A 14,757-nucleotide genomic window follows, 5' to 3' on the forward strand; every position below is an offset into this window, starting at 1 on the left:
GGAGATGTCGTTGCCGCGATACAACGCCGTGACCTGGCGGGCAAACGGGTGTCGTGACCGAGACCGCTGGGGAAGTTTGGCCGATGAACCATTGCGTGCAAAAGGCGGGAAAGCCGTCGGGGCAGGGGGCCGTCATCTGCGCTGGCGACTGCGCCGAGGCTCTGCCCGGGGCAGGGACATGAGGCTGGCCCTCGCCCAGGCACCGGGAGAGCTTTCCACGGTCGTGGCGCGGCTGGACCGGCTGCGCGTGGCGCTGCCCGGAATCGCCGCTGACGGGGCCGATCGTGGGCTGCTGCCTGAACTCTTTGCCTGCGGATACAATATCGGCGATGCAGTGCACGAGCGTGCGGAACCGGCCAATGGCAGGATCTTTGGCGCAATGCGGGACCTTTCCCGCGAGGCTGGCGTGGCGATCCACTACGGCTTTGCCGAGGCGGCAGACTGGGGGCCACAACTCGGCGCTTTGTGTCTCTCCGCAAGGAGCGGTGCTGACCCGCCAACGCAAACTGGCGATCCCGCCGGGGTTCGAGAGGCGCTACTACACGCCGGGACAGGGATGCCAGTTTTCCGCTGGAGGGGTGTCACCTGCGCGACGCTGATCTGCTACGACGCCGAGTTTCCCGAAACCCTGCGTCATGTCGCGGCAGAGGGAGCGCAACTGGTGCTTGTGCCCACGGCGCTGGGTGCGCAATGGCTGGTGGTGGCCCAGAACCTGATCCCCGCACGCGTCTTTGAAAACGGGTTCTACGTGGCCTATGCCAACAGCGCGGGGACAGAGAACGGCCTGGCGTTCCTCGGGGCAAGCTGCATCGTCGCTCCGGATGGCACCGCCGCCGCACGGGCCGGCGCGGCGGCAGAGATCCTGATGGCCGATCTCGACATCGGCCGGGTGCATGCCGCGCAATCGCGGCTGCGCTACCTGGACGACCGGCGGTCATTGCGGGTGGGCGGGGATCAGTCGGACTCGATCCGGGGGCGGACGACAAGGGATTGCAACGTGTAGACGAGGATCGCCAGCCCGATCGCCCCGGCCACGGCGATCCCCAGCAACAGGATCACGTCCACCGGCCCGCCGATGTTGGACAGGTGCGAATGGGTCATGCGCAGCACGAACCAGACCGCCGCCACCGCGCCCAGTGGCATCGACAGCTGCGCCAGCAGGAATTTCCGCCAGCTGATGCTACGGTCGCGGATCAGGACGTAGAGATAGGCCAGCGTCACCAGCACGGCCACCACGACCATGCCCCAGAACAGCCCCTTGCCAAAGATTTCTTCGAAGACGGCGAGGATGGTGCCGAATGTCAGGTCTTTCATGGGTCTTTCTCCTCAGGCCCGGCCACGCAGCATGGCGTTGTAGGTGGCCTTGAGCGCGACCTCCTTCATCAGCCAGCTGATCCAGAGCTCTTCCAGCGGCGCGATCACGCCGGGGAAGGAGGGCACCAGGTTGTTGTTGTAGTCGAACTCGACCAGCATGGCGCGGCCGACGCGGGTGATCATCGGGCAGGAGGTGTAGCCGTTGTAGGCCTCGACCGTCTCGCGGTCTTCGATGGCGGCGATCAGCCCGTCCTCGACCACCGGCACCTGCCATTTGACGCTGGCGGCGGTCTTGCCCTTGGGCACGCCGGCGACGTCGCCAAGTGCCCAGATGTTGTCGAAGCGCAGGTGCCGCAGGCTGGCCATGTCGCATTCGACCCAGCCCTGATCCGTCCACTTGTCGGCCCATGACAGGCCCGACTGGCGGATCACCTCCGGCGCGCGCTGCGGCGGGATGACGTGGATATAGTCGTATTCCATCTGCACATCGGCGCCCGTGGCATCGGCAAAGGTGGCCCGCTTTGCGCCGGCATCAATGGATTTCAATGTGTGCTGCATCGCCGTGTCGATGCCCCGGTCGCCGAACAGCATCCGCACCTTTTCCGCCACGATGGGCACGCCGAACAGCGATCCCTGCGGTGCGGCATAGAGGAACTGTGCCTTGCCGCGCGTGCCACTGGTGCGGGCGATGTCGTCGATCAGGAAAGTGTGTTTGAGCGGTGCCCCGGCGCATTTCATCTCTGTCGCCGGGCGGGTGAAGATCCCCAGGCCGCCGGTTTCGGTGAACCGTTGCGCGGCCTTCCAGGTGGCGGCGGCATATTGCGGCCCGGCATATAGCGCGCCGATGCCGTTTTCGCCCACCATGTCCAGCGAGAATCCCTCGATGGCGTCATGATCCAGGACCAACCCGGGTGCCACGACCAGAAAGTCATAGGACAGCGAGGTGCCGCCCGTCGTGGTCACGGTGCGGGTCTCGGGATCGATTCCGGCGGCGGCCTCGGGAACCAGCGTCACGCCGCGCGGCAGCCAGTCGACCGTCTTCGAGACGACGTAGCCCGAGGGTTTGAGACCGGCGGCCACAAGCGACAGGCCGGGCTGGTACAGGTGGTCGGCGCGCGGGTCGACAAGGGTGATCCGGGCACCGTCCAGCCGCCGCACCAGGCGGTTGGCCAGAGCCGTGCCGCCGGCGCCCGCGCCGATGATGACGATCTTTGCTTTGGTGGCGGTCTGGGCCTGCGCCCGCTCGGCGGTGCCCGCCGCGGCCAAGGCACCCGCCCCGGCGGCCAGCGTAAGGAACCCCCGGCGCGAGGGCTTGAAAGGTGATTCTGTCATGTAGCTCCTCCGAGACATGTGCGGGATTTTGAATACAACGGCATGCCGTGACATTGACTCAGGTCAAGAAAGTTGAATGTGTGAGGCTGGTTTTCGCGGGCAATCCGGTCATGAAAACGGGTCCGAACGGCAGGGTCCGGACCCGACCAGTGCAGGGCGCGGGTTCAGTAGCTGGCCACGCGGGCATTGGGCGCCATGATCGCGGCGGCCATCGTGCCGGGGTCGGCCACGGTCACGCCGTCCAGCAGAACCTCGGCGGTTGCGCCCTTGCCGGGCAGGTAGATGGCGCAGACTTCGACCTTGGTGTTCGGCTTGGACATGATCATCTGCATCAGCCCCTGGGGCGACATGCCCTTGGGCGGCTGTGCTGCGGTGGCGCTGTCGGGTGCGTCCTTCAGCGCGATGTCCGCGGCCGGACCGCAGAGCAGGACATGGGCGGATTTGCCCTGACCCAGGGCCTGCATGGTCAGCACCATCGCCATCAGTTGCGTCTGGGGCTCGGGCGCGGTCAGCACGGTGACCAGCGTAACGGGCGCCTCCTGGGCGGCAGCAGGCAAGCCGAGGGTGGCAACGGCCAGCATGGCCGCAGTGAAAAGGGTCTTCATGAGACCTCCTGTCGGGTTTGAGAGAGTGGGGACCGGGGCAGGCCGGGTTGACCCGCCCCGGTGGGGAAATCCGCCGCCGGGACGATTGACGGCGGATGTCTGGATCAGTGGTCGTGGTCACCCACGGGGCAGTCGCCCTCTTCGGTGAAACAGGCGTCGGTGCGCAATTCCAGCCACATCGCGTTCAACACGGCAAAGGCGGCGGCCAAAGGCAGGCCGAGAAGCCAGGCGAAATACCACATGTGTTTTCTCCTTCAGTAGACGGTGTCGGAATTGCCGGTGACGTCATCCTCGGTGACCTTGCCCCAGAGCACCCTGTAGACCCAGGCGGTGTACATGAGGATCAGCGGCATGAAGATTGCGGTGACCACCAGCATGATGAACAGCGTCTGGTGCGAGCTGGAGGCGTCCCAGACCGTCAGCGAACTGTTCGGGTCCACGGTCGACGGCAGGATGAAGGGGAACATGGTCAGCCCGACAGAGGCGATGATCCCGGTGATCCCCAGCTTGGACCAGAGCAGAGTCGTGACCTCGCGGCCCGAGACCAGCCCGCGCAGGGTCAGGGCGATGCCGAGAAAGCCCATGAGTGGGGCAACCGCGATCCAGGGGCGTTCGGCATAGGCGGACAGCCAGCTGCCGCCATGCGTGACCTGTGAATAGAGCGGGTTGGACGGGCCGTTGGGTGTGACCTCGTTTGCAAAGGCAAAGCCGTCGATCCCCAGGGCCAGCCAGAGCCCCGCCAGCGCATAGCCCCCGGCCGCGACCATTCCGGCGATCACGCCGAACCGGCGCGCGCGGGCGGCCACCAGCCCCTGGGTCTTGAGGTTCAGCCAGGCCGCGCCATGCATGAGCAGCATCGAGATCGAGACCACGCCCGCCAGCAGCGCGAAGGGACGCAGGAGGCCCAGGAACTTGACCGCGAAATTGCCGTCATACATCGGCATCAGGTCCTCGGTCAGGTGAAAGGGCACACCCAAGAGCACGTTGCCCACGGCCACGCCGAACAGCAGGGCCGGGACCGCTCCGCCCGCGAAAAGCGCCCAGTCCCAGCGCGCGCGCCAGGCCGCACCGTCGCGCTTGGAGCGGTACTTGAAGGCCACGGGCCGGACGATCAGCGCCGCCAGCACGACGAACATCGCCAGGTAGAAGCCCGAGAAGGAGACCGCGTAGAGCGGTGGCCAGGCGGCAAAGATCGCGCCGCCGCCCAGGATGAACCAGACCTGGTTGCCTTCCCAGACCGGACCCACGGTGTTGATGACAACGCGCCGTTCCACGTCGGTCTTCGCCACGAAGGGCAGCAGCGCGCCAACCCCCATGTCGAAGCCGTCGGTCAGGGCAAAGCCGATCAGCAGAACCCCCAGCAGCGCCCACCAGATCACGCGCAGCGTGTCGAAGTCGATCATCTCGAACAGGATCATGTCTTTCACTCCGCCGGATTTGCAAAGGGACCCTGGCCGTCATGCGTGCGCAGACGGTGGATATGACGTTCCTGCCAGGCCTCGGTTTCGGCCACGTCCTGGAACGGACCCTTGCGGATGTATTTCACCATCAGGCTCATCTCGATCACGAAGAGCACCGTGTAGAAGATCACGAAGCCCGCGAGCGAGATCAGCAGGTCGGCCACGCTCAGGTGACTGACCGAGAGCGCCGTCGGCAGCACCCCGTCCACGGTCCAGGGCTGACGGCCGAACTCGGCCACGAACCAGCCCAGCTCTGCCGCGATCCAGGGTGTCGGGATGATGGCGACCGCGGCATAAAGCGACCAGCGCGGGAACTGCATCCGCCGGAAAGAGGCCCGGTAGAAGAAATACAGCATCACCGCGATAAAGCTGAAGCCAAGCGCCACCATGATCCGGAAGGCCCAGAACAGCGGACCGACGCCCGGGACCGTGTCATTTGCGGCCTGCTTGATCTGCGCCTCCGTCGCCTCTCGGGGATCGTCGACATAGCGTTTCAGGAGAAGGGCAAAGCCCAGGTTCTCGGAATGCGCCTCGAAGGTGGCGCGCAGCTCTGGCGAGGTCGCGTCGCGTTCCGCGCGGATGGTCATCAGCGCGTCATAGGCGATCAGGCCGTCGCGGATGCGCAGCTCGGCCTCGTCCACCAGGTCGTTGATACCGGGGATCTCCTGCGTCAGGCTGCGGGTGCCGATCAGGCCCATGACCCAGGGGATTTCCACGGCGTAATGGGTCTCGCGCGCCTCCTTGTCGGGAAATCCGATGGCGGTGAAGGGGGCGGGCGCCTCATGCGTCTCCCACATCGCCTCGATGGCGGCGAGCTTCATCTTTTGCGTGTGACTGGCCGAGTAGCCGGATTCGTCCCCCAGCACGACGACAGACAGCGCCGATGCGAGGCCAAAGGCCGAGGCCACGGCGATCGACCGGCGGGCGAGGTCCTTGTGCCTCTCCTGCAGCAGGTAGAGCGCCGAGACGCCCATCACGAAGACGCTGGCCGTGACATAGCCCGCGCTGACGGTGTGGACGAACTTGGCCTGTGCCACCTCGTTGAAGACCACGTCGAAGAAGGAGGTCATCTCCATCCGCATGGTCTCGGGGTTGAAGGCGGCACCGACCGGGTTCTGCATCCAACCGTTGGCGATCAGGATCCAGAGCGCGGAGAAATTCGAACCGATGGCCACCAGCCAGGCGACAACCATGTGCTGCACCTTGCTGAGCTTGTCCCAGCCGAAGAAGAACAGCCCGACGAATGTCGCCTCCAGGAAGAAGGCCATGAGCCCCTCGATCGCCAGCGGCGCGCCGAAGATGTCGCCGACGTAGTGGCTGTAGTAGCTCCAGTTCATGCCGAACTGGAATTCCATCGTGATGCCGGTTGCGACGCCGAGGGCAAAGTTGATCCCGAACAGCATGCCCCAGAATTTCGTCATCTGCCGCCAGATGGGGCGGTTCGTCATGACGTAGACGGTCTCCATGATCGCGACGAGGATCGACAGGCCCAGCGTCAGCGGTACGAAGAGAAAGTGATACATGGCCGTCATCGCAAATTGCAGGCGCGACAGCTCGACCAGTCCGATCTCCATGATTGGGCTCCCTTGAGCTTTGCAGGTAATTCCGCATCCATGACACGGATTATCGGCAGTTATATTCCTTATGTGCTATGTGTTGTTGATCTGGATCAAAAGTCGTATCACAAAAGCGGAATAAATTCGAGGGAGCGCCGAGTACAAGAAACTGCCTCAGGTTGTTGCGGTCAGCGGCACAAGGCGGTCTGCCTGATCGGTTTCTTCCGGGCGGTGCGCTGCCATCAGGATCGCCGTCCGGGGCAGGGCCCTGCGCAGGCCGGTCAGGACGGCGCGTGCCGTGGCACTGTCCAGCCCCTCGGTCGGTTCATCCAGCAGCAAGAGCGCGGGGCGCCGCAACAACGCGCGGGCCAGGACCAGCCGTCGGGCCTCGCCCCCGGACAGGCCGGCGCCACGAAAGCCCAGCCTTGTTTTCAGCCCGGCCCGGTCGGCCAGGGTCCGGTCCAGGTGGACTGCCTGCAGGGCCTGCCATAGCGCATCCTCCGTGGCCTCTGGTGCGGCAAGACGCAGGTTCTCTGCCACCGTGCCCGCGATCAGCGCATGGCGCTGTGGCACCATCGCGATATGTTGGTGCAGGGTCTCGTCGGGCAGGTCGGAGACGGGATGCCCGCCATATGTCACGCGGCCCTTGTCGGGGAGCAGTTGCCCGGCGGCCATCAGCAGAAGGGTGCTCTTGCCCCAGCCGCTGGGACCGGTCAGGGCCAGTGATTCGCCGGGGCCAAGCAGCAGATCGAGGGGCGCAAACAGCGGGGTGCCGTCGCCGCGCCGATAGGTAACCTGTTCCAGGCGTAGGATCGGGGTGTCGAGCGTCGCTTCGCGCTTGCCCTCCGGGTGTGCGACAAGGGCCGGGGCGACGCGGCGGGCGGCGGGGATCATGCGCCCGATCTCTGTCAGGGCACGGCGCACCGGGGCGACGGTTTCCCCCAGCGCCAGCGCGACGAAGATGCCGATGGCGGCCTCTGCGGGGGTGATGGTTCCGGTCTGAGCCAGCGAGGCGCCCATCCCCAGTGCCAGCGCGGTGATGCCCGCGCCGGTCAGGTCCAGTCCCAGACCCATGCGCCGTTCCAGCCCGTCCAGCCTGTCCTGTGCCGTGGCATGGCGGGAGATGGCCTCGGCCACATGAGCGCGCGCGGCCTGAAGCTGGCCAAAGATGGTCAGGTCCTCGCGCGCGGTGACAAGGTCGATCATCCGGCTGCGCGTGGCCTGCATCGCGGCCTCGGCCCGGCGTGAGGACCTGCGCGCAAGCCTTTGCCCCACAAGGAAAACCAGGCTGGGCAGGATGGCATAGCCCAACCCGACCACCAGCGCGACCGCAGGATGCACCAGGACCCACAGTGCCAGCGCGGCCAGCGCGATGACCGCCATGCCGGCCAGCCCCGGCAGCAGCAGGCGCAGCGCCACGCCGTCCAGCGCGTCGATATCCGCCGTCACCCGGTTGATAAAGGCATTGGCGCGCAACCGTTCCAGCGCGCGATAGGGGCTGGTCAGTAATCCCTGCAACAGACGGACCCGCAGGCGGGACAGCGCGCGTAGGGTGGCATCATGGGTCGCCAGCCGCTCGCCATAGCGCGCCGCCGTCCGCCCCAGCGCCAGGAAACGCACCATCGCCGAGGGGCCGAAGACGTTGAACACCGCACCGACCCCGGCAAGGCCTGCGGCCGCCGCGGCGGTGATGAACCAACCCGAGAGGCCCAGCAGAGCCACCCCCATCAAGAGCACCGTCACCGCCAGCGCAAAGCCGCGCAGGAAAGCGCGGCGCTCGCCTTGCAGCAGCAGGCGGGTGATGCGGAAGAGTGCCGTCATGTACTGGCCTCCAGCACCAGGTTGCGCGCCATGCGCGAGGAGAGGCGCGGGTCATGGGTGGCCACGATCAGCGTGCCGCCCCGCGCGACAAAGCCCATCAACCCCTCGATCACGTCCCCGGCGGTTTGCGCGTCGAGATCGGCGGTGGGTTCGTCGGCCAGCAGCACGTCCGGCGCCCCGTGCAGCGCCCGGGCCAGCATGACGCGCCGCGCCTCTCCGCCCGAAAGGCCCGCGCCGCGTTCGCCCAGGGGCGTCAGCGTGCCTCGGGGCAGGGCAGCGAGGACGGCGCCCAGCCGGGCACGGTCCAGCGTGTCCGGGTCCAGCGGGGCGCCGAAGGCGATGTTGTGGCGCAATGAGCGGTTGAGGAAATGCGGGGCCTGCGGCATCCAGCCGATGCGCGACCGCCAGGCATCGGCGGTATCGTTTGTCAGCGTGCTCTCGCCAAGGTGGATCGCCCCGGTATCCGGGGCCTCCAACACGGCGAGCAGGCGCAAGAGAGTAGTCTTGCCCACGCCGCTGGGGCCGGTGATGGCGACACTCTCGCCCGGACCTATGGCCATGTCGGGCCAGGACAGCACACGGCCTTCGCGGGTCAGGGACAGGCCCTGCCAGCGCAGCCCGGCAAACCGGGGGGCAGTGTCATGCACCCCGCGCCCCAGCCTCTGCGGCCGGGTTTCCTCGCGCCAGTGGATCAGCTCATCCCTGACGGCATCGGCGGCGGCCTTGTCGTGCCAGGTGGTGGCAAGATCCCGCAAGGGTTGGAAAAACTCGGGCGCCAACAGCAGCAGGTAGAGCCCCGCGAAGGGCGCCAGAGGGGCGCCCCAGGTGCCCCAGGACAGCTCTCCCAGCAGGGAAAAGCCGACCCAGACCGCGATCATGGCGACGCCGAGGGCCGAAAACAGTTCCAGCACGGTAGAGGACAGGAAGGCGATCCGCAGCACCGCCATCGTCCGATGGCGCAGCTCCTCCGAGGCCTCGGCGAACCCATCTACCACGGCGTCGCCCGCTCCGATCAGGCTCAGGTCGGAGAGGGCGGCCAGCCGGTCGGCCAGAAGGTCGCTCAGGGCGCCGATCTCTCCCATCTGGCGGGCGCTGGCCTCTTTCGCGGCCCAGCCGACCAGTGCCATGAAAAGGGGGATCAGCGGACCCGCCATCAGCAACACAAGTGCCACGGCCCAACTGTGCCAGGCGGCGATGCCCAGGATAAGCAGCGGCACGACGGTCGCGCGCAGGCGGGCAGGGCGATAGCGCAGGGCATAGGGGCGCAGTGCCTCCAGCTTTTCGGTGAGCAGGGCAGCAATGGCCCCGGCGCCGCCGCTGCGCGATGGCGCGGCAGCGGCGGTTTCGACCGTCAGGATCTCCGCCCTCAGGGCGTCAATCTGGGCCGAGGCCGCGCCTGACAACATGCCCTGCGCTGCCATGTCCAGCAACCCGCGCAGGCCCGCCAGGGCCAGGAAACCCAGCGCGACCCAGAGCGGCGACAGCCCATCCGACCCGGTCAGCAGGTCGGCGAGCACGCGGGCGATCAGCACGGCCTGAACCGGCCAGACCAGCGCCGCGCCCAGCGAAAGCATTGCGCCGATGCGGCTGGACCGCTCGGCCCTTGTCCTGGAATCCTGAGTCATGCGCACGCATTTCGTACCGTTTCAGCCCGCCCTAGCGCATCAAAGAGGTGGAAGACCTGATCTGGATCAAGGAAATCCACATCACGGGTACGGAATAATGGGAAGGCAAGGACGAGAGACAAGATGCGCCTGACCATACGAACCAATCTTGCCGCGCGCGTGCTGATGTATTGCGCCGTCAACGCCAGCGAGCTGGTGCGGACTTCGGATATTGCGCGTGACTGCAACGCTTCTCTCAACCACGTGGCGCGGGTGGTGCAGCAATTGCAGGCCGAGGGGTTCATCGAGACGCTGCGCGGGCGCGCGGGCGGGCTGCGACTGGCGAAACCGGCGGACCGGATTTCGATCGGGGCTGTGTTCCGCCTGTTCGAGACCGACATCCCCTTTGCCGAGTGTTTCGATCCGGACAACAACACCTGTCCGCTGACCGGCGTCTGCCGGTTGCGCAACTATGTCATCCGCGCGCTCGAGGCGTTCTACCATGAACTGGACATGGTGACGCTGGATGACCTGGTGCGTGGAAACTGCGGGCTTGTCGACCTGCTGTCGGCGGGGCCGCAGCTGCCGGAAAATTGTTCCCGGGCCGGCAGGGCCTGAGGGGGACCGGATCAGGGCCGGGCGTGTAATCGGCCCTCAGTGATCCAGCGTGCGCTTGAGCTCTCCGGTGTCGAGAACGGGCGAGGCGTCGAGATCCTCGGCGTCCAGCATCGCGGCAACCCGTTCCAGGCTGGAAACCAGCATGGATTGCTCCCAGTCCTCCATTGCGTCGAACTTGCGTACGAAGCGCTGTTGCAGTGGGTCGGGCGCCTCGTCCAGTGTCTGGCGGCCCTTGGGGGTGATGTGAATGTTGGTCTGGCGTCGATCCTGTTCGGATTTCTCACGGACGACCATGCCCTGGCGCACCAGCTTGTCCACCAGCGAGGTCACGGTGGCCTGCGACACGCGCATCCGGACAGAGATTTCCTTGGCCGTCGCGTGGCTGCGTTCAGAGATGATCTGAAGGACCCGGAACTGTACCGCCGTGATGCCGGATGTCTGTTTCAACTCGCGCCCGTAAAGCTCGGTCGCGCGCAGGATTCGGCGGATTGCGATCAGGCAGGTATCGACGCGGTCCATCAGTGTTCCATTGATTAGCATGACTAACGATATAGGTCTCTTGCGGGGTATTCAAGGCAATAGTGCTTTGCCATCCTAAGCTAAATAAGGCCGAATCGGGCGGGCATGAGGCCATATTTGGCGGAAATTGGATAAAAATTGCTTTGCCAGTTGAAATGTCAGTGGCGGCACGCTATTTCGACATCCAAAGCAAACGAGGAGACTTCATCCTATGCAACATCCGCGCGATATCGCCCGTTCGTCCCTGCCCAGCCTGCGTGTACCCACCGCAGAAGACGGGGCGGCGATCTGGGAGCTGGTACGCTCGTGCAAGCCGCTCGACGAAAATTCGATGTACTGCAACCTGTTGCAGTGCGATCACTTCGCCGACACCTGCGTCGTTGCCGAACTGGATGGGGAGATCGTGGGCTGGGTTTCGGCCTACGTCCTGCCCAACGAGCCGGACACGCTGTTCGTCTGGCAGGTCGCCGTGTCCGACAAGGCGCGCGGCATGGGTCTTGGCGGGCTGATGCTCCAGACGATCCTGAACCGCGACGTCTGCGAGGACGTGACCCGCATGCAGACCACGATCACGGGTGACAATGACGCCTCCTGGGCGCTGTTCCGCAAGTTCGCGCGCCGCATGGGCCGCGGCCTGGACGTGCAGCCCTACTACACGCAGTCGCTGCACTTCAACAAACGGCACAAGACCGAGAACCTCGTGACCATCAAGGTGGCCGAAGAGATGGCGCAGGCGGCCTGAGCCCCGCGCCCTTCGCCCACATTCCTCACACAGAACGAGAGCACATAATGTCTTCCCAGACCTTTCACCCGACGATCTTCAAACGACGGGAGTCGGAGGCGCGCAGCTATTGCCGCAGCTTCGACACCGTCTTCACCACCGCGCTCGGCTCGGAAATGACCGACGCCGCTGGCCGGACCTACATCGACTTCCTGGCCGGCTGTTCCTCGCTGAACTACGGTCACAACGATCCCGACATGAAATGCGCGCTGATGAACCATCTGTCGCAGAATGGGATTGCGCATGGCCTGGACATGCACACCGGCGAGAAGGCACGTTTCCTTGAGACCTTCGAGGAACTGATCCTCAAGCCGCGCGGCATGGACCACAAGGTCATGATGACAGGCCCGACCGGCACGAACGCGGTCGAGGCCGCGATCAAGCTGGCGCGCAAGGTGACCGGCCGGACCAACGTCATCGCCTTTACCAACGGGTTCCACGGCATGACGATGGGCGCGCTGGCCGCGACCGGCAATGCCGGCAAGCGGAACGGCGGCGGCACACCGCTGTCGGGCACCACGCATATGCCGTTCGAAGGCGCCTTTGGCGATGATGTCGACAGCCTCGACATCATCGAGCAGATGCTGGGCAACCCGTCTTCGGGCGTCGATGCACCGGCGGCCTTCATCATCGAACCCGTGCAGGGCGAGGGCGGCCTGAACGCCGCGTCGAAGGAGTTCATGCAGGGCATTGCACGCCTGGCCAAGGAACACGGCGCGCTGCTGATCGCCGATGACATCCAGGCGGGCTGTGGCCGGACCGGCACCTTCTTCTCCTTCGAGGAGATGGGCATCGAGCCGGACCTGATCCCGCTGGCCAAGTCGCTGAGCGGGATGGGCCTGCCCTTTGCCGCGCTGCTGATCAAGCCCGAGCTGGACATCTGGAAGCCCGCCGAACACAACGGCACCTTCCGCGGCAACACCCATGCCTTCGTGACCGCCCGGGTGGCTCTTGAAAAATTCTGGAGCGACGATGAATTCCAGAAGGACATCAAGCGCCGTGCCCAGACCGTGGAACACGGTCTGGAAACCATCGCCTCGATGATCCCGGACGCCAAGCTGAAGGGCCGCGGCATGATGCGCGGCGTGGACGTCGGGTCTGGTGACCTGGCGGCGGCGATCTGTGCCGAAGCCTTTGAAAACGGGCTGATCATCGAAACCTCGGGTGCCGAGGACGAGGTGGTCAAGGTCCTGGCCCCGCTGACCACACCGGACGAAACCCTCAAGGATGGTCTGAACATCCTGATCGACGCGGCGCGTTCCGTGCTGTCGACCCAGAAGATTGCAGCGGAGTAACAGTCATGATCGTCAGAGATTTCGAAGAGATCAGCAAGAACGAACCCGGGCGCGTCGTCTCCGATGCACAATGGACCAGCGTGCGCATGCTGCTGGCCGATGACGGCATGGGCTTTTCGTTCCATGTCACCATCCTCGAAGCCGGTTCGGAGCATACGTTCCACTACAAGAACCACTTCGAGAGCGTGTATTGCATGCAGGGCAAGGGGTCGATCACCGACCTCAAGACCGGCGAGACCCACCAGATCAAGCCGGGCACCATGTATGCGCTGAACGAGCACGACAAGCACACGCTGCGGGCCGAGGAAGAACTCTGGATGGCCTGCTGCTTCAATCCGCCGGTGACCGGCAAGGAAGTGCACCGCGAAGATGGATCCTATGCCGCCCCCGAGGAGGTGGAGGCCTAAACACATGACCCACACTGTTGAAAAGATCGGCGGGACAAGCATGTCCCGCCTCGCAGACCTGCGCGACACGCTTTTCCTCACGGATGGCGAGGCGCGTTATGGTCGTGTCTTTGTCGTTTCGGCCTTTGGTGGCATCACCAACCTGCTGCTGGAACACAAGAAAACCGGCGAGGACGGCGTCTATGCACGGTTCGCGAATGCCGAGGACGATCACGGCTGGCACGAGGCGCTGAGCCGCGTGAGCGACGCCATGATCGAGGCGCACGAGGCGGTGCTTGACCACCCCGGCGACATCGAGCAGGCGACCAACTTTGTCCAGGAGCGGATCGAGGGGGCACGCAACTGCCTGATCGACCTGCAGCGCCTGTGCTCCTACGGCCATTTCCGCCTGAACGCGCATCTGCTGCACATCCGCGAGCTGCTGTCCGGCCTCGGTGAGGCGCATTCGGCCCATGTGGCGGTTCTGCTGCTGCAACGTGCCGGCGTGAACGCGCGGCTGGTCGACCTGACCGGCTGGCGCGACGATGGCGAGGTGACGCTGCAGGAACGGCTGGACCGTGGCATGGAAGGGATCGACCCGGAAACCGAGATGCCCATCGTGACCGGCTATGCCCAGTGCCGCGAAGGCCTGATGCGAGAGTTCGACCGCGGCTATTCCGAGGTGACCTTTTCCGAGCTTGCCGCCCAGACCGGCGCGCGCGAGGCGATTATCCACAAGGAATTCCACCTGTCGTCCGCCGATCCCAAGATCGTCGGCGAGGACAAGGTGCGCAAGCTGGGCCGGACCAACTACGACGTGGCCGACCAGATGGCGAACCTCGGGATGGAGGCGATCCACCCTTCGGCGGCCAAGACGCTGCGCCAGGCGAATGTGCCGCTGCGCGTCACCAATGCCTTCGATCCGGGCGATCCGGGCACGTTGATCGACGACCAGCCGGCAGAGACGCCGGGGGTCGAGATTGTGACCGGCCTCGACGTGATCGCGCTGGAAGTGTTCGAACAGGACATGGTGGGGGTGAAGGGCTATGACGCCTCGATCCTCGACGCGCTGACCCGCCACAACGTGCGCATCGTGTCGAAGGTTTCGAACGCCAACACGGTGACGCACTACGTCGACACCTCGTTGAAGTCGCTGCGCCGGGTCGAAGCCGACCTGGCCGAGCGGTATCCGCATGCCGAGATCAAAACGCGCAAGCTGTCGCTGGTCTCGGTCGTGGGCCGCGACCTCAGCGGTCTGTCGGTGCTGCAGCGCGGGCTGGAAAGCTTTGCCCAGGCGGGCATCTACTCGGTCGGCGCAAGCCAGGGGCCGCGCAACGTGGACACCCAGTACATCCTGGAACGGGACGATATGGCCAAGGCCATCAAGAGCCTGCACGACGCTTTTTTCGATGAGGAGAAAGCGGCGGGTGATAAGGCGAAGGTCGCGCTGGTCGCCTGAGGCACCA

At 65.4% G+C, this 14,757-nt stretch carries 15 protein-coding genes; 6 read left to right on the forward strand and 9 right to left on the reverse strand.

The features are described 5' to 3' along the window. Window positions 1-178 precede the first annotated feature (178 nt). Window positions 179-1,003, forward strand: coding sequence for a nitrilase-related carbon-nitrogen hydrolase (locus BLQ71_RS03990; protein ID WP_074620797.1), 825 nt, complete (start codon window positions 179-181; stop codon window positions 1,001-1,003). Here BLQ71_RS03990 and BLQ71_RS03995 read toward each other — a convergent pair. The 8 genes from BLQ71_RS03995 to cydD all read right to left on the reverse strand — a co-directional run bounded on the left by BLQ71_RS03995 (window position 955) and on the right by cydD (window position 9,713). Continuing rightward, window positions 955-1,314, reverse strand: a complete 360-nt coding sequence (locus BLQ71_RS03995) for a DUF5368 domain-containing protein (RefSeq protein ID WP_069208801.1) — start codon at window positions 1,312-1,314, stop codon at window positions 955-957. The genes BLQ71_RS03990 and BLQ71_RS03995 overlap by 49 nt on opposite strands. A gap of 12 nt (window positions 1,315-1,326) precedes the next feature. Continuing rightward, complete coding sequence (locus BLQ71_RS04000; RefSeq protein WP_074620798.1) at window positions 1,327-2,646, reverse strand: NAD(P)/FAD-dependent oxidoreductase; 1,320 nt, start codon at window positions 2,644-2,646, stop codon at window positions 1,327-1,329. 164 nt (window positions 2,647-2,810) lie between these two features. Beyond that, the gene (locus BLQ71_RS04005; RefSeq protein WP_074620799.1) at window positions 2,811-3,251 is read right to left on the reverse strand and encodes a DsrE family protein; all 441 of its coding nucleotides are present in this window, start codon (window positions 3,249-3,251) and stop codon (window positions 2,811-2,813) included. 104 nt (window positions 3,252-3,355) lie between these two features. After that, window positions 3,356-3,493 (reverse strand): cytochrome bd-I oxidase subunit CydX, encoded by a 138-nt coding sequence (cydX, locus tag BLQ71_RS04010; protein WP_043143396.1) that lies wholly within the window; start codon window positions 3,491-3,493, stop codon window positions 3,356-3,358. Window positions 3,494-3,505: 12 nt separating this feature from the next. Next, window positions 3,506-4,669, reverse strand: a complete 1,164-nt coding sequence (gene cydB, locus BLQ71_RS04015) for a cytochrome d ubiquinol oxidase subunit II (protein ID WP_074620800.1) — start codon at window positions 4,667-4,669, stop codon at window positions 3,506-3,508. Window positions 4,670-4,674: 5 nt separating this feature from the next. Beyond that, window positions 4,675-6,285, reverse strand: coding sequence for a cytochrome ubiquinol oxidase subunit I (locus BLQ71_RS04020; RefSeq protein ID WP_074620801.1), 1,611 nt, complete (start codon window positions 6,283-6,285; stop codon window positions 4,675-4,677). Window positions 6,286-6,441: 156 nt separating this feature from the next. Then, the gene (gene cydC / locus BLQ71_RS04025) at window positions 6,442-8,088 is read right to left on the reverse strand and encodes a thiol reductant ABC exporter subunit CydC (protein WP_074620802.1); all 1,647 of its coding nucleotides are present in this window, start codon (window positions 8,086-8,088) and stop codon (window positions 6,442-6,444) included. Beyond that, window positions 8,085-9,713 carry a thiol reductant ABC exporter subunit CydD gene (cydD, locus tag BLQ71_RS04030; protein WP_074620803.1) on the reverse strand — a complete coding sequence of 543 codons (1,629 nt, stop codon included), beginning with the start codon at window positions 9,711-9,713 and terminating at the stop codon, window positions 8,085-8,087. Before cydD ends, cydC begins: the two co-directional genes overlap by 4 nt. Before the next feature lie 123 nt (window positions 9,714-9,836). Between cydD and BLQ71_RS04035 the strand changes: the two genes are divergently transcribed. Then, a complete protein-coding gene (locus tag BLQ71_RS04035; RefSeq protein ID WP_074620804.1) occupies window positions 9,837-10,310 on the forward strand; it encodes an RrF2 family transcriptional regulator in 474 nt (157 codons plus the stop codon). Window positions 10,311-10,346: 36 nt separating this feature from the next. Here the strand turns inward: BLQ71_RS04035 and BLQ71_RS04040 are convergent, their stop codons facing one another. Beyond that, the gene (locus tag BLQ71_RS04040; protein ID WP_043143744.1) at window positions 10,347-10,829 is read right to left on the reverse strand and encodes a MarR family winged helix-turn-helix transcriptional regulator; all 483 of its coding nucleotides are present in this window, start codon (window positions 10,827-10,829) and stop codon (window positions 10,347-10,349) included. A 211-nt stretch (window positions 10,830-11,040) separates the two neighbouring features. Between BLQ71_RS04040 and ectA the strand changes: the two genes are divergently transcribed. Genes ectA through BLQ71_RS04060 form a run of 4 tightly spaced genes read left to right on the forward strand, consistent with a single transcriptional unit; the run spans window position 11,041 to window position 14,750 of the window. Next, a complete protein-coding gene (gene ectA, locus BLQ71_RS04045; RefSeq protein ID WP_069208809.1) occupies window positions 11,041-11,571 on the forward strand; it encodes a diaminobutyrate acetyltransferase in 531 nt (176 codons plus the stop codon). Between the two features lie 47 nt (window positions 11,572-11,618). Further along, window positions 11,619-12,905 carry a diaminobutyrate--2-oxoglutarate transaminase gene (gene ectB, locus BLQ71_RS04050; protein ID WP_069208810.1) on the forward strand — a complete coding sequence of 429 codons (1,287 nt, stop codon included), beginning with the start codon at window positions 11,619-11,621 and terminating at the stop codon, window positions 12,903-12,905. A 5-nt stretch (window positions 12,906-12,910) separates the two neighbouring features. Next, a complete protein-coding gene (locus BLQ71_RS04055) occupies window positions 12,911-13,312 on the forward strand; it encodes an ectoine synthase (RefSeq protein ID WP_043143407.1) in 402 nt (133 codons plus the stop codon). A gap of 4 nt (window positions 13,313-13,316) precedes the next feature. Beyond that, the gene (locus tag BLQ71_RS04060) at window positions 13,317-14,750 is read left to right on the forward strand and encodes an aspartate kinase (protein ID WP_043143409.1); all 1,434 of its coding nucleotides are present in this window, start codon (window positions 13,317-13,319) and stop codon (window positions 14,748-14,750) included. The last annotated feature ends 7 nt before the right edge of the window (window positions 14,751-14,757 follow it).

Origin of the sequence: Antarctobacter albus, from assembly GCF_900101505.1 — a bacterium.
Classification (GTDB): domain Bacteria; phylum Pseudomonadota; class Alphaproteobacteria; order Rhodobacterales; family Rhodobacteraceae; genus Antarctobacter; species Antarctobacter albus.

What these genes read in the sequence shown, in the direction of transcription:
- cydB (WP_074620800.1), bottom strand. Translation starts at nt 4,669, where the DNA reads ATGATCCTGTTCGAGATGATCGACTTCGACACGCTGCGCGTGATCTGG.
- BLQ71_RS04000 (WP_074620798.1), bottom strand. Translation starts at nt 2,646, where the DNA reads ATGACAGAATCACCTTTCAAGCCCTCGCGCCGGGGGTTCCTTACGCTG.
- ectA (WP_069208809.1), top strand. Translation starts at nt 11,041, where the DNA reads ATGCAACATCCGCGCGATATCGCCCGTTCGTCCCTGCCCAGCCTGCGT.
- BLQ71_RS04055 (WP_043143407.1), top strand. Translation starts at nt 12,911, where the DNA reads ATGATCGTCAGAGATTTCGAAGAGATCAGCAAGAACGAACCCGGGCGC.
- BLQ71_RS04040 (WP_043143744.1), bottom strand. Translation starts at nt 10,829, where the DNA reads ATGGACCGCGTCGATACCTGCCTGATCGCAATCCGCCGAATCCTGCGC.
- BLQ71_RS04020 (WP_074620801.1), bottom strand. Translation starts at nt 6,285, where the DNA reads ATGGAGATCGGACTGGTCGAGCTGTCGCGCCTGCAATTTGCGATGACG.
- BLQ71_RS03995 (WP_069208801.1), bottom strand. Translation starts at nt 1,314, where the DNA reads ATGAAAGACCTGACATTCGGCACCATCCTCGCCGTCTTCGAAGAAATC.
- BLQ71_RS04005 (WP_074620799.1), bottom strand. Translation starts at nt 3,251, where the DNA reads ATGAAGACCCTTTTCACTGCGGCCATGCTGGCCGTTGCCACCCTCGGC.
- BLQ71_RS03990 (WP_074620797.1), top strand. Translation starts at nt 179, where the DNA reads ATGAGGCTGGCCCTCGCCCAGGCACCGGGAGAGCTTTCCACGGTCGTG.
- cydC (WP_074620802.1), bottom strand. Translation starts at nt 8,088, where the DNA reads ATGACGGCACTCTTCCGCATCACCCGCCTGCTGCTGCAAGGCGAGCGC.
- cydD (WP_074620803.1), bottom strand. Translation starts at nt 9,713, where the DNA reads ATGACTCAGGATTCCAGGACAAGGGCCGAGCGGTCCAGCCGCATCGGC.
- BLQ71_RS04060 (WP_043143409.1), top strand. Translation starts at nt 13,317, where the DNA reads ATGACCCACACTGTTGAAAAGATCGGCGGGACAAGCATGTCCCGCCTC.
- cydX (WP_043143396.1), bottom strand. Translation starts at nt 3,493, where the DNA reads ATGTGGTATTTCGCCTGGCTTCTCGGCCTGCCTTTGGCCGCCGCCTTT.
- ectB (WP_069208810.1), top strand. Translation starts at nt 11,619, where the DNA reads ATGTCTTCCCAGACCTTTCACCCGACGATCTTCAAACGACGGGAGTCG.
- BLQ71_RS04035 (WP_074620804.1), top strand. Translation starts at nt 9,837, where the DNA reads ATGCGCCTGACCATACGAACCAATCTTGCCGCGCGCGTGCTGATGTAT.